The sequence below is a fragment of the Variovorax sp. GW821-FHT09B01 genome (genome assembly GCF_059418345.1).
On sequence record NZ_JBWKPQ010000005.1, the window covers coordinates 292,250 to 304,756 of the forward strand.

At 69.6% G+C, this 12,507-nt stretch carries 12 protein-coding genes; 1 reads left to right on the forward strand and 11 read right to left on the reverse strand.

Annotated elements, in window-relative coordinates; genetic code table 11:
- Nucleotides 1–72: 72 nt before the first annotated feature.
- From AC07RV_RS18145 to AC07RV_RS18195, 11 genes are read right to left on the reverse strand one after another with little or no spacing between them, the layout of a single operon-like run.
- Complete coding sequence (locus AC07RV_RS18145) at nt 73–1,500, reverse strand: NAD(P)(+) transhydrogenase (Re/Si-specific) subunit beta (protein ID WP_431513305.1); 1,428 nt, start codon at nt 1,498–1,500, stop codon at nt 73–75.
- Complete coding sequence (locus tag AC07RV_RS18150) at nt 1,497–1,826, reverse strand: NAD(P) transhydrogenase subunit alpha part 2 (RefSeq protein WP_093350473.1); 330 nt, start codon at nt 1,824–1,826, stop codon at nt 1,497–1,499. Before AC07RV_RS18150 ends, AC07RV_RS18145 begins: the two co-directional genes overlap by 4 nt.
- Before the next feature lie 32 nt (nt 1,827–1,858).
- Nucleotides 1,859–3,001, reverse strand: a complete 1,143-nt coding sequence (locus AC07RV_RS18155) for a Re/Si-specific NAD(P)(+) transhydrogenase subunit alpha (protein ID WP_492713887.1) — start codon at nt 2,999–3,001, stop codon at nt 1,859–1,861.
- The gene (locus AC07RV_RS18160) at nt 2,998–4,140 is read right to left on the reverse strand and encodes a CaiB/BaiF CoA transferase family protein (RefSeq protein ID WP_444814209.1); all 1,143 of its coding nucleotides are present in this window, start codon (nt 4,138–4,140) and stop codon (nt 2,998–3,000) included. Before AC07RV_RS18160 ends, AC07RV_RS18155 begins: the two co-directional genes overlap by 4 nt.
- Nucleotides 4,137–4,802 carry a 3-hydroxyacyl-CoA dehydrogenase family protein gene (locus AC07RV_RS18165; RefSeq protein WP_444814208.1) on the reverse strand — a complete coding sequence of 222 codons (666 nt, stop codon included), beginning with the start codon at nt 4,800–4,802 and terminating at the stop codon, nt 4,137–4,139. Before AC07RV_RS18165 ends, AC07RV_RS18160 begins: the two co-directional genes overlap by 4 nt.
- 3 nt (nt 4,803–4,805) lie before the next feature.
- Nucleotides 4,806–5,681, reverse strand: coding sequence for a 3-hydroxyacyl-CoA dehydrogenase family protein (locus AC07RV_RS18170; RefSeq protein ID WP_208510844.1), 876 nt, complete (start codon nt 5,679–5,681; stop codon nt 4,806–4,808).
- Between the two features lie 40 nt (nt 5,682–5,721).
- Complete coding sequence (locus AC07RV_RS18175) at nt 5,722–6,888, reverse strand: acyl-CoA dehydrogenase family protein (RefSeq protein WP_444814207.1); 1,167 nt, start codon at nt 6,886–6,888, stop codon at nt 5,722–5,724.
- A 1-nt stretch (nt 6,889) separates the two neighbouring features.
- A complete protein-coding gene (locus AC07RV_RS18180) occupies nt 6,890–7,630 on the reverse strand; it encodes an SDR family NAD(P)-dependent oxidoreductase (RefSeq protein WP_444814206.1) in 741 nt (246 codons plus the stop codon).
- Nucleotides 7,630–8,397, reverse strand: a complete 768-nt coding sequence (locus AC07RV_RS18185; protein ID WP_444814205.1) for an enoyl-CoA hydratase/isomerase family protein — start codon at nt 8,395–8,397, stop codon at nt 7,630–7,632. The genes AC07RV_RS18180 and AC07RV_RS18185 overlap by 1 nt, the downstream gene beginning before the upstream one ends.
- Entirely contained in the window at nt 8,394–10,076 is a 1,683-nt protein-coding gene (locus AC07RV_RS18190) for a class I adenylate-forming enzyme family protein (RefSeq protein ID WP_444814204.1), read from the reverse strand. Before AC07RV_RS18190 ends, AC07RV_RS18185 begins: the two co-directional genes overlap by 4 nt.
- A gap of 19 nt (nt 10,077–10,095) precedes the next feature.
- Entirely contained in the window at nt 10,096–10,875 is a 780-nt protein-coding gene (locus AC07RV_RS18195) for an enoyl-CoA hydratase-related protein (RefSeq protein ID WP_444814203.1), read from the reverse strand.
- 369 nt (nt 10,876–11,244) lie between these two features.
- Between AC07RV_RS18195 and AC07RV_RS18200 the strand changes: the two genes are divergently transcribed.
- Nucleotides 11,245–12,504: a porin gene (locus AC07RV_RS18200; protein WP_444814202.1), complete on the forward strand. Its 1,260-nt coding sequence runs from the start codon at nt 11,245–11,247 to the stop codon at nt 12,502–12,504.
- Nucleotides 12,505–12,507: the final 3 nt, after the last annotated feature.

Genomic DNA, 12,507 nt, shown 5'->3' on the forward strand with positions numbered 1-12,507 from the left:
TCACATCACTCCGTCGGTCGCGTAGCCTCGCCAGTTTGTTGAACACGCCCTGAACCGCCGCGGTCGATGCACTCAATCGGTGACCGCCTTGCCCATCTCCTCGACCACCTTCTTGGCATCGCCAAAGACCATCATGGTCTTGTCCATGTAGAACAGCTCGTTGTCCAGGCCCGCGTAGCCCGCGGCCATGGAGCGCTTGTTCACGATCACCGTCTTGGCCTTGTAGGCCTCCAGGATCGGCATGCCGTAGATCGGGCTGCCCTTGGTGTGCGCGGCCGGGTTCACCACGTCGTTGGCGCCCAGGATGATCGCCACGTCGGCCTGGCCGAACTCGCCGTTGATGTCCTCCATCTCGAACACCTGGTCGTACGGCACCTCGGCCTCCGCCAGCAGCACGTTCATGTGCCCCGGCATGCGCCCGGCCACCGGATGGATCGCGTACTTCACCGTGATCCCCTTCTCGGTGAGCTTGGCCGCGAGCTCCTTGACCGCGTGCTGCGCACGGGCGACGGCCAGGCCGTAGCCCGGCACGATCACCACCGTCTCGGCATTGCCCAGCACGAAGGCCGCGTCGTCGGCGCTGCCGCTCTTGACCGGGCGCTGCTCCTTCGCGCCGCCCGTGGCCGCGGCCGCGTCGCCGCCGAAGCCGCCCAGGATCACGTTGAAGAACGAGCGGTTCATCGCCTTGCACATGATGTAGCTCAGGATCGCGCCCGAGCTGCCCACGAGGCTGCCCGCCACGATCAGCATCGCGTTGTTCAGACTGAAGCCGATGCCCGCGGCCGCCCAGCCCGAGTAGCTGTTGAGCATCGACACCACCACCGGCATGTCCGCGCCACCGATCGGGATGATGATCAGCACGCCCATCACGAAGGCCAGCGCGAGCATCGCGAAGAAGGCGGTCCAGTTCTCCGTCGCCATGAACACGAGGCCCAGGCCCACGGTCGCCAGGCCCAGCACGAGGTTGAGCATGTGCTGGCCCGCGAACTGCACCGGCGCGCCCTGGAACAGGCGGAACTTGTACTTGCCCGAGAGCTTGCCGAAGGCGATCACCGAGCCGCTGAAGGTGATGGCGCCGATGGCCGCACCCAGGAACAGCTCCAGGCGGTTGCCCGCGGGGATCGGGTCGCCCTTGAGCGCGATGTTGAAGGCATGCGGCTCGGCCACGGCGGCCACCGCGATGAACACGGCCGCCAGGCCGATCATGCTGTGCATGAAGGCCACCAGCTCGGGCATCTTGGTCATCTCGACCTTGTTGGCCATGTAGGCCCCGAGGCCCCCGCCCACGACCAGCGCGACCAGCACGTAGGCCAGGCCCTCGAGGTTGCCGCTGGCGAGCTTGTAGATCAGCGCGCCGGTGGTCAGCACGGCGATCGCCATGCCGGTCATGCCGAAGACGTTGCCGCGGATCGAGGTGGTGGGATGGCTCAGGCCCTTGAGCGCCTGGATGAAGCAGATGCTGGCCAGCAGGTACAGCAGGGTGACGAGGTTCATGCTCACTTGGAAGCTCCCTCGGCGGCTGCGGGCGCGGCCTTGCGCTCCTTCTTCTTGAACATCTCCAGCATGCGCCGCGTGACCAGGAAGCCGCCGAAGACGTTGACCGCCGCCAGCGCGACGGCCAGCACGCCCATGGTCTTGCCCAGGCCGGTCTCGGTGAGCGCGGCGGCCAGCATGGCGCCCACGATGACGATCGCCGAGATGGCGTTGGTCACGGCCATCAGCGGCGTGTGCAGCGCGGGCGTGACGGTCCACACGACGTGGTAGCCCACGTAGATGGCCAGCACGAAGATGATGAGGTTGATGACGGTGTGAGAGACGATGTCCATGGTTTCTTCTCCTCGCGTGTTCGGCGGTTCGCTTACTTCTTCGTGACCTGGCCGTCCTGCGTGACGCGGCAGGCGGCGACGATGTCGTCCTCGAGGTCGATCTTCAGCGTGCCCTCCTTGGTCAGCACGAGCTTGAGGAAGTCGAGCACGTTGCGCGCGTACAGCGCCGAGGCGTCGGCCGCCACCAGCGCGGCGAGGTTCGTCTCGCCGACGATGGTCACGCCGTGCTTGACGACGGTCTTGTCGGCTTCGGACAGCGGGCAGTTGCCGCCCACCCCACCATCTGGATTGACCGGACCCTTGCCCGCGGCGATGTCGACGATGACCGAACCCGGCTTCATCGACTTGACCATGTCCTCGGTGATGAGGGTCGGCGCGGCACGCCCCGGGATCAGCGCGGTGCTGATGACGACGTCGGCCAGCGCCACGCGCTTGGCGACCTCGGCCTGCTGGCGCGTGAGCCAGCTCGCGGGCATCGGGCGGGCATAGCCGCCCACGCCTTCGGCCGCGTCCTTCTCTTCCTGGGTCTCGTACGGCACGTCGATGAACTTGCCGCCCAGCGACTCGATCTGTTCCTTGACGCTGGGGCGAACGTCCGAGGCCTCGATGACCGCACCCAGGCGCTTGGCCGTGGCGATGGCCTGCAGGCCCGCGACGCCCACGCCGAGGATCACGACGCGCGCGGCCTTCACGGTGCCGGCGGCGGTCATCAGCATCGGGAAGAAGCGCTGGTACTTGTCGGCGGCGATCATCACGGCCTTGTAGCCGGCGATGTTGGCCTGGGAGCTGAGCACGTCCATGCTCTGGGCACGGGTGGTGCGCGGGGCGGCTTCGAGCGCGAAGCCGGTGAGGCCGGCCGCGGCCACGCGTTGCAGGCCGGCGGCATCGAAGGGGTTGAGCATGCCCACGAGCACGCTGCCGGACTTGGCGAGCGCGCATTCGGCGTCGCTCGGCGCGCGCACCTTGAGCACGATCTCGGCGCCGAAGGCACCGGCCTGGTCGGTGATCTCGGCACCGGCCGCTTGATAGGCCGCGTCGGTCACGCTGGCCGCCACTCCCGCGCCGCTCTGCACACGCACCGTGTGCCCCAACGCCACCAGTTTCTTCGCCGTCTCCGGGGTCACGGCCACTCGGGTTTCGCCTGTCGTTGTCTCGGCAGGCACGCCTATCTTCATCGGAACCTCTCTGCGTCGGGTGTGTCGGCAAACTCCTGGGGTCGGGCCTCGCCCAGCGTCGGGTAGGACGCACTCGTGCCTCCCGCACGAAAACGCGCGTCGACCGGCAGCGGCAGCGCCGCGATCTCGGCGCCATCGGCGTTGCGCACGCGGCGATCGAACAGGCCGCGCGCGCGAAAGTGCGGATGGGTCACCGCCTCCTCGAGCGTCGCGACCAGCGCCACGCAGACATCGCGGCCCTCGAAGCGCTGCAGCCATTCGTCGGCCGTACGCTGCGCGATCGCGTGCGCCACCGCATCACGCGTGGCCTGCGGATCGAGCGCGGGATCCTCGAGCCGCGGCGCCTCGATGATCTGGAGGAAGGCGTGCCAGAACTTGTCCTCGAGCGGTGCCACCGCGAGATGGCGGCCGTCGCGCGTCGCATAGACCTGGTAGCGCGGCGTGCCGCCCGTGACCAGGCCTCGCCCGGCCCGCGGCCATCGGCCGGTGGCCTGCCCCTCGGCCAGGCCCCAGTACATCAGCGTGAACAGGTTGTCTGCCATCGCCACGTCGAGATGGCAGCCGGTGCCCGTGGCGTCGCGCTGCCGCAGCGCCAGCAGGATGTTCATCACCGCCGGATAGCAGCCGCCCCCGATGTCGGCCACCAGCGCCTGCGGCAGCGGCGGCGTGCCGTCCGCGCCCGCCGAGAGGCCCAGCATGCCGCTTTGCGCGAGGTAGTTGAGGTCGTGCGCCGCCACCTCGGCAAGCGGCCCGTGTTGGCCATAGCCGGTGATCGAGCAATAGACCAGCCGCGGATTGACGCGCGCGAGCGCCGCGGGATCGAGACCCAGGCGCTGCATCACGCCCGGGCGGAACTGCTCGACCAGCACGTCGGCCGTCGCCACGAGTTCGAGGAAGGCAGTGCGATCGTCGGGCTGCTTGAGGTCGAGCGCGAGTGAGCGCTTGCCGCGGTTGAGCAGCGCGAAGTTCGCGCTGTCGCCGCCGAAGCGCGGTTCGTACGAGCGCATCTCGTCGCCGCGCCCGGGCCGCTCGATCTTGATGACCTCGGCACCGGCATCGGCCAGCAGCAGCGTGCACAGCGGCCCCGGCAGCAGGGTGCTGAGGTCGAGCACGCGGATGCCCTCGAGCGGCGGCATCATGCGGCGGCGCGCTGCGCGGCGACCTGTGCGCGGCGCGCGGGCACATACGCGGCCTGGCCGAGCGCCGCATGCAGCGCCTGCGTGACCTCGAAGTGCGCCGCAAGGCCGGTGCGCTCGAGCAGCGCGATCGGTCCCTCGGGATAGCCGAGGCCGAGCCGCAAGGTCTTGTCGAGATCGTCCGCGCTCGCCAGGCCCTCGTCGAGCCGGCGCAGCGCCGCATTGAGGTAAGGGCGCAGCAGCCGATCGACGATGCGGCCGGGGAAGTCGGCGCACACGGCCACCGCCAGCCCCGCGGCGCGGAAGGCCTCGCAGGCGGCCGCGAGCGACTCGGCCTGCGTGCCGGGCTGACGCACCACCTCGACCAGGTTCGACGGCGCCGCGTCGCCGAGCCGGAAGCGCGCGAAGCCCACGAGGTTGGAGCCTTCGAGCCCGCGCGATTCGCCGCCGTGCACGCCCAGGCATTCGCTGCCGAGCTCGACCGCGACGAAGGGACAGGCGTCGAGCGAGTGTGCTTGCCGGGCCCCGTGCAGCGCAGCGCCGGCCTGCGCGCCGAGGAACACGCGCGCTTCGCCCTGCGGCGTGGCGGCCTCGAGGAAGGCATGGGGCGCGGGAAAGGAGCGGCTGTCACCGCCATGGACGATGCGATAGGAAGTGGTTGTCATGGCTCAGGCTCCGTGAAGCGCGTTGTCGGCATAGGCATGGAATCCGCGGCCCGACTTCTTGCCCAGGCGGCCGGCGGCGATCATGCGGCGCACGAGCGGCGGACAGGCCGCGCGCTCCTCGTGCGTAAGGCCGTGCATGGCCTCGCACAGCAGGCGCTGGGTGTCCAGGCCGATCAGGTCGAGCAGCTCGAGCGGGCCCATCGGATAGCCGAGCGCGGCCTTGACCGCGGTGTCGATGTCCTCGGCGCTCGCCACGCCCTGCTCCACCAGGCGGATGGCATCGTTGTTGAACGGGATCAGGAAGTAGTTGAGGATGAAACCCGGCGAGTCCTGCGTGCGCACCGGCTTCTGTCCGAGCGCCTCGCAGAAGGCCCATGCACGCTCGAAGGTGGCCTCGCTGGTGTTCAGGCCCGGCGACATCTCCACCAGCTTCATCAGTTGCGCGGGCAGGCAGAAGTGCATGCCGACGAAGCGGTCGGAGCGGCCGCTGCCGCCGGCGATCTCGGTGATCGAGATGGTGGAGGTGTTCGAGGCGAAGATCGCATGCGGCGCACAGACCGCATGCAGCTGCTCGAAGATCCGGTGCTTGGCGCCGAGGTCCTCGAATACCGCCTCGATCACGAGGTCGCAGTCGGCAAGGTCTGTGAGCTCCGTGGTGCCCTGCCAGCCCTCGAGGATGCGCCCGGGCGCGTCGGGCGGCAACTTGCCCTTCTTCACCGAACGCTCCAGGAAGACCCGCGTCTGTTCGCGGGCGCGGTCCAGCGCGTCCTGCCGCAGGTCGAACACGCGGGTCCTGAAGCCCGCCCGGGCGCACACGATGGCGATGCCGGCACCCATCGTGCCGCATCCCACCACGCCCACTGTCTTGATCTCGCTCATCGTTGGTCCTTGGGTTGATCGCGTTGCGCCGTGCATTCGCCTAGCGCTCGAGGAAGCTGCGGCCGATGAGCTGGCGGTGGACCTGGTTGGTCCCCTCCCAGATCTGCGTGATCTTGGCGTCGCGCATCAGCCGCTCGACGCGGTAGTCTTTGCAGTAGCCGTAGCCGCCGAGCAGCTGCACCGCATCGGTCGAGGCTTTCATCGCGAGGTCGGTCGCGCGCAGCTTGAGCACCGAGGCCTCGATGCCGAAGTCGCGTTCACCCGCGTCCACGCGCTGCGCCAGCGACCACAGCCACGACTCCACCAGCGCGATCTCGGCCGCGAGGTCGGCGACCATGAACTGCACGCCCTGGAATTCGAGGATGCGCCGGCCCGACTGGCGCCTCTGGTTGATGTAGGCCACCGCGTCCTCGAAGGCCGCGCGCGCGATGCCCAGCGCATGCGCGGCGACGCTCGGGCGCGACTTGTTGAGCGAGGCGAACAGGATCTTCAGCCCGTCGCCGGGCTCGCCCAGCAGGTTGGCGCGCGGCACGCGGCAGCCGTCGAAAGCCAGCGTGGCGGTGCTCGACGCGCGCGTGCCCATCTTGTCCTCGAGCCGGACCACCGACAGCCCCGGCGTGTTCTTCTCGAGCACCAGCACCGAGATCGCGGCCTTGGCATCGGCGATGCCGGCCCACTTGCCGAACACCAGGTAGAGGTCGGCGACATCGCCGTTGGTGATGAAACTCTTGCCGCCGTCGATGACGATCTGGCCGTTCTCCTCGCGGAAGGTGGTGCGCATGCCGGTGGCGTCGGAGCCGGCGCCGGGCTCGGTGATCGCGAGTGCGCCCAGGCCGCCTTCGGCGATGCGCGGCAGCAGGCGCTGCTTCTGTTCTTCGCTGCCCCAGTCGATCAGCGGCTTCATGGCGTGGTAGTTGGTGGCCCACACGATGCCGGTGGAAGCGCAGGCCTTGCTGATCTCGCGCACGCAGGCCAGGTAGCAGAGGTAGGACAGCGGCGCTCCGCCGTACTCGGCCGGCACGAACATCGCGTTGAGCCCGAGCCGGTTGATGTCGCGCAGGTTCTGCGCCGGAAACTCGCCCGTGCGGTCGTGGTGTTCGGCGCGCGGCGCGATCGCCTCGCGCGCGAGCTGCTGCACGCTGTCGAGCAGCATGCGCTCGTCATCGGCCAGCGCGATGCCGGCATCCAGTCGTTGGAGAAGGTTCATGTCAGTGCGCGATGCCCTGGGCACCGTCGAGGTAGATGGTTTCGCCGCTGAGGAAGCCGCCCGGCTGCGCATAGAGCGCGGCGACGAAGCGGCCGACGTCCTCGGCCGTGCCGGGCTCGCCGGACGGGATGCGCTTCTGCAGGTAGGCGCGCAGCGGGCCCGAAGCGAGCATCTCGGCGTTGAGATCGGTCTGGATATAGCCGGGCGCGACGTCGATCACGCGGATGCCCGCCGCTGCCCACTCGACCGCGAGGCAGCGGGTGATCGCGCCCACCGCGGCCTTCGAGGCGCAGTAGGCGACGTTGCGCTTCACGCCGAGCTTGTCGAAGAAGGAGCCGATGTTGACGATCAGCCCGCCGCCCGCCTCGACCAGGTGGGGATGGACCGCCTGCGCGGCCAGCAGCGTGGCGGTGGCGTTGGTGTCCATCACGGCATGCCATTGATCGAGCGGTGTTTGCGCCGCCGGCGACTCGAGGTGCACGCCGGCGTTGTTGACCAGCCCGGCGATGCGATGGCCGCGCCCCGCGATCTCGCGGCAGGCCTCGGCCATCGCGCCAGCCTGCGCTACGTCGGCGCGAACGCCGAACAGTCGCGCGGCGCTGGCGGTACTGGCCTCGGGCAGCGCACCCGAGCGCGAGACGCAGGCCACGGCGTGCCCCGCCTCGGCCATCGCGCGCGCGATGGCGGCGCCGATGCCGCGGCTCGCGCCCGTGACCACGATACATTGCTTGGTGTGGTTCATCATCGATCCTGGAAAACGGGCGAACGCTTCTCGACGAAGGCACGCATGCCCTCTTCGGCGTCCGCGGTGCGGTAGGCCAGCGTCGACAGGTCGGCCTCGATGCGCAAACCCTCGGCCAGCGGCGTCTCGGCCCCGCGCAGCACGGCGTCGCGCGCGAACTGCAGCGCGCGCAGGCCGAAGCCGCTGAAGCTGCGCGCGAACGCGATGGCGGCGTCGATGCCCTCCTCGCGCGCGACGACGCGCTGCACCAGGCCGATGGACAAGGCTTCGTCCGCGCCCACGCTGCGCCCGCTCATCACGAGCTCCAGCGCACGCCCCACGCCCACGAGCCGCGGCAGCCGTTGCGTACCGCCATAGCCGGGAATCAATCCCAGCTTGATCTCGGGCAGCGCGAACTTCGCATGCGGCTGCGCGAGCCGGAAAGTGCAGGCCAGCGCGAGCTCCATGCCACCGCCGAAGGCATAGCCGTTGACCAGCGCGATCGAGGGAATGGCCAGCCGGTCGAGGCGCGCGAACACGGCCTGACCGAGCTCAGCGCCCTCGCGTTGCGCCACGAGGTCGCGCCCGCGCAGTTCCTGTACGTCGGCGCCGGCGCAGAAGGCCTTGTCGCCCGCGCCGGTCACGATCAGCGCGCGTGCGCCCGAAGTCTCGGCGCGCGCGATCGCATCGCCCAGGTCGCGGATCAGGTCGAAGGACAATGCATTGAGCGCGGCCGGCCGGTCGATGCGCAACACCGCGAACTCGGCTTCGCGATCGAGCGCGATCATCGCGTGCCTCCGGCCACGAAGCGCACCGGCTGCGGCACGACGCTGCCGGCCCTGGCCCAGGCGGCCAGTTCGCGCTTGAGGATCTTGCCGCTCGCGGTGAGCGGAAACGCGGGCAGCACGAGGTAGTACTCGGGCATGTCGAACTTCGACAGGCCCTGCGCATCGAGGTGCGCGAGCATCTCCTGCGCACTCGGCGGCTCGCCCGCGCAGACCAGCGCGAGGCAGACCTTCTCGCCCAGGCGCTCGTCGGCGACACCGAAGGCCGCGGCCTTGTTCACCGCCGCATGGCGGTAGGCCAGGTCCTCGATGCGCGCCGGATGGATGTTGTGGCCGCCTCGGATGATCAGGTCCTTCTTGCGGCCCACGATGCGCAGGTTGCCCGCCGCGTCGAGCTGGCCGAGATCGCCGCTCATGAACCAGCCGTGCGCGTTGAACGAGCGCTCGGTCGCGTCCTGGTCGCCGAAGTAGCCGAGCATCAGCACGCCGCCGCGCCCGGCGATCTCGCCGACCTCGCCGGGCTGCGCCTCGAGGTCGGGGTCCTGCTGCGACCACAGCCGCACCTCGTAGCCGAGGCAGGCCGGCCCGCAGGTCTCGGTGACCACCTTCACGCCATCGGCCGGACGCGTGTACTGGTGCGAGCCGCTCTCGGTCATGCCATAGACGTTCTGCGGCTGGATGCCGAGCTTGAGGAAGCGCCGCGCGGCCTCCTCGGGAATGGGCGCGCCCGCCATGTAGAAGATGCGCACGCGGCCCAGGTGTTTCATATCGCGCCGGTCCATGTCGTCGAGCAGGTCGATTGCATGCGTCGGCACGCCCATCACGTAGGTGGCGCCCGACTCCACGATCCAGTCGAGCCGCGACAGGCCCGCGGCCGGGTCGTGCAGCACCAGTTCGCAGCCGCTGACCAGGCATTGCTCGATCGCCACGGTGCCGATGTGATGCGACAGCGGGCTCAGGCTCAGCAGCACCGTCGACTCGTCGTGGCCCCAGTCGGCCACCATGGCGCGGCCATTCGCGAGCAGCGTGTTGTCGCTGTGCATGACGGCCTTGGGCAGGCCGGTGGTGCCGCTGGTGAAGGCGAGGTAGACGACCTTGTCGGGGTTGGTGTGCGGCGCGCGGCCCCAGCGGCTGCGTTCGCGCTCGCGCGGGCGCGCAGGGAAGGCATGGGCCGGCGGCACCTGCGGCGCGCCGGGCTCCGGCGGCGCCACGCACCAGGTGCGACGCAGGCTGGGCAGCGCCGTGACGCGCGCGAGCACATCGTGCCGCGCGGCATCGGCACCATAGCCCGCCTGCGTGAAGAAGGCCGCGCAGCCGATGCGTTCCAGTAGGCCGACGACCTCGTCGAGCGTGTAGTTCTGGTGCAGCGAGGGATTGCACACATAGCCGTTGCGCGAGCAGGCGAGAAAAACCACCACGGCCTCGACGCGGCTGGGCATCCACACCGAGACGCGGTCGCCGGCGCGCAGGCCCGCGCGGTCGAGTTCGTCGGCGAGCACGTCGACCCACTCGTGCAGCGCCTTCCAGCTCAAGCGATGGTGCAGGTCGCGCACGGCGAGCGCGGCGCCGCGCAGCTCGGCATGCCGCCGCAGCAGGCCGTAGAGGGTGTCGGACTGCCACACGCCCGACAGGTAGTGGCCGCGTGCCGTCTCGGGGTCGTGCAGCGTGAGGATCTGGGTCACGTTGGGCTCCACGCGCGGGTCAGTGGCCGAACTTGGAGCCATCGGGCTTGCGCCGCGCGGCGAAGGCGTCGGCCAACTCGGCATGCTCGTCGGTGTTGAGGTAGCCGCGCAGCAGCAGGTCGTGCGCCATGCGCGAGAGGCCGCCGACGCCGCCGTGGCGCGCATTGAAGGCGGCCTTGATCGAGGCCAGCGCGAAGGCACCGCGCTCGGCGATCTCGAGCGCGAACTCGCGCGTGGCCTGCTGCAGCGTGTCGTCGGGCACCACGCGGTTGATCAGGCCCATGGCCTGCGCCTCGGCAGCCGGGATCTTCGGGTTGCTGTACCAGATCTCCTTGGCGCGCTTCTTCCCGACCAGGTCCTCGAGGTACCAGGTGCCATAGCCCGCATCGAAGCTGCCGACCATCGGGCCGACCTGGCGAAACACCGCGCCGGCCTTGGCGATGGTGACGTCGCACACCATCTGCAGCACGTTGCCGCCGCCCACGGCCAGGCCGTTGACCGAGGCGATCACGGGCTTCTGCAGGCGGTCGATGCTCTCGTACATCTCGAGCGTGGGCAGCACGCCCGCATAGAGCAGCGTGTCCTCCATGCCGTCCTTGCGGCCGCCGAGGCAGAAGAAGCGCTCGCCCGCGCCGGTGATCACCAGCACGCGGGTGTGCGTCTCGCGCCGGACCTGGTTGATGCAGTCGCGGATCTCGTGGCACATGCGCTCGGTGAACATGTTCCCGTCGTGCGGGCGATTGAGCGTGAGCGTGCCGACGGGGCCGTCCTCCGCGTAGGTGATTTCTTCAAAGGCCATTGATCTGTCTCCGATGGGTTGCGTGCGCTGTCTCCGCAATCGCCGTGCCACGAGCGAGGCATGCGCGCCGCGAGAGGCCGGAGGTCAGGCGCTCTCCTCGGAGAGGACAGCGGCTTTCACCGAGACGCAGGGTCTCGAATCACCCGCGACGCGTGCGCTTCGTTGCGCGCCACTGCATTCAGGCCGGACAGATCGCCGCTCGCCTGTCTTCGCCACCGACAGTGCGCGCGCCACGGCGCGTGGTGCCGTCACTGGCGTCGATGCAGCGAAGCCCGCGTGGCATGGAGCTTGCCCCCAACAGGTCTCGACGGCCTCGCGCCTCGTCGCAACGGCCTTCAGCTCCGCACCATCAACCAGGAAATCCGAGACATGAAAAGAACCCTTCGCGCCCACCTTCCCTTCCTCGCCGTGCTGGCCGCGCCTTGCGGCGGCGCGTTCGCGCAATCCAGCGTCACCGTCTTCGGCGTGATCGACGCCACGCTCAGCGGCTACAGCAGCCGCTCCGATGCGCGCTCGCCGACGCTGGCTGCGTTGGCACTGCGGCCCGAGCGCGTTGGCGTGAGTCGCACCGAGCTGCGCAACTCGGGCTACAACGGCAGCCGCATCGGCTTTCGCGGCACCGAGGACCTGGGCGGCGGTCTGGCCGCGGGCTTCTGGCTCGAGGCACCGGTGACCAACGACGACGGGCAGCAGGGCATCGCCTCGTTCGCGCGGCGCGCGACCGTGAGCCTGTCGGGCGCCTTCGGCGAAGTGCGCATCGGCCGCGACTACACCACCACCTTCTGGAACGACTCGGCCTTCGACCCCTTCGGCGTCAACGGCGTGGGCACGACCCTGATCTACACCGCGAACATCTTCGAGCCCTCGGGCGCCGCGGGCGGCTTCGGCGCCAACGCGAACTACACGCGCATCGGCAACTCGATCTCGTACTTCCTGCCGCCGACGCTGGGCGGCGTCTACGGCCAGTTCCAGTACGCCTTCCACGAGCGCGACAAGTTCTCGCCGGGCGGCACCACGCCGCCGGGCCTCGCTGCCAACGGCGCGGTCAACCCCGGGGCAGTGGCGTCGGTGCGCGCGGGCAGCTACGTGGCCGGGCGGCTCGGCTATGCCTCGGGGCCGCTCGACGTGGCGATCTCGGCCGCCTCCTTCGTCACGGGCGACAGCTACTACGCGGGCACCACGGACCGGGTGCGCAACCTCAACGCGGGAGCGTCGTACGACTTCGGTCTGGTGAAGCTCTTCGCCGAATACTCGCGTTCCACGTCGGTACGCTCGCATGAAGACTTCACGCCACTCGCGGCGCGGCGCGCCGATGTCGAGGTCCAGGGCTACTCGCTCGGTCTGAGCGCGCCGATCGGGCCCGGACTGATCCGCGCGGGCTATTCGGCGGTGAAGTACGACCTCGGCACGGCCCCCGGTCTCGCGCAGCCGCAGCCGCGTGCCCACAAGATCGCGCTGGGCTACGTGCACAACCTGTCGAAGCGCACGGCGCTCTATGCGACCGTCGCGCAGGTCAACAACCGCAACGGCGCGGCCCTGGTCGTGAACGGTCCGGCCTTCATCAACAATGCGAACTACCAGCCGCGGTCCTCGCGCGGCTACGACTTCGGCATCCGGCACGCGTTCTGACGA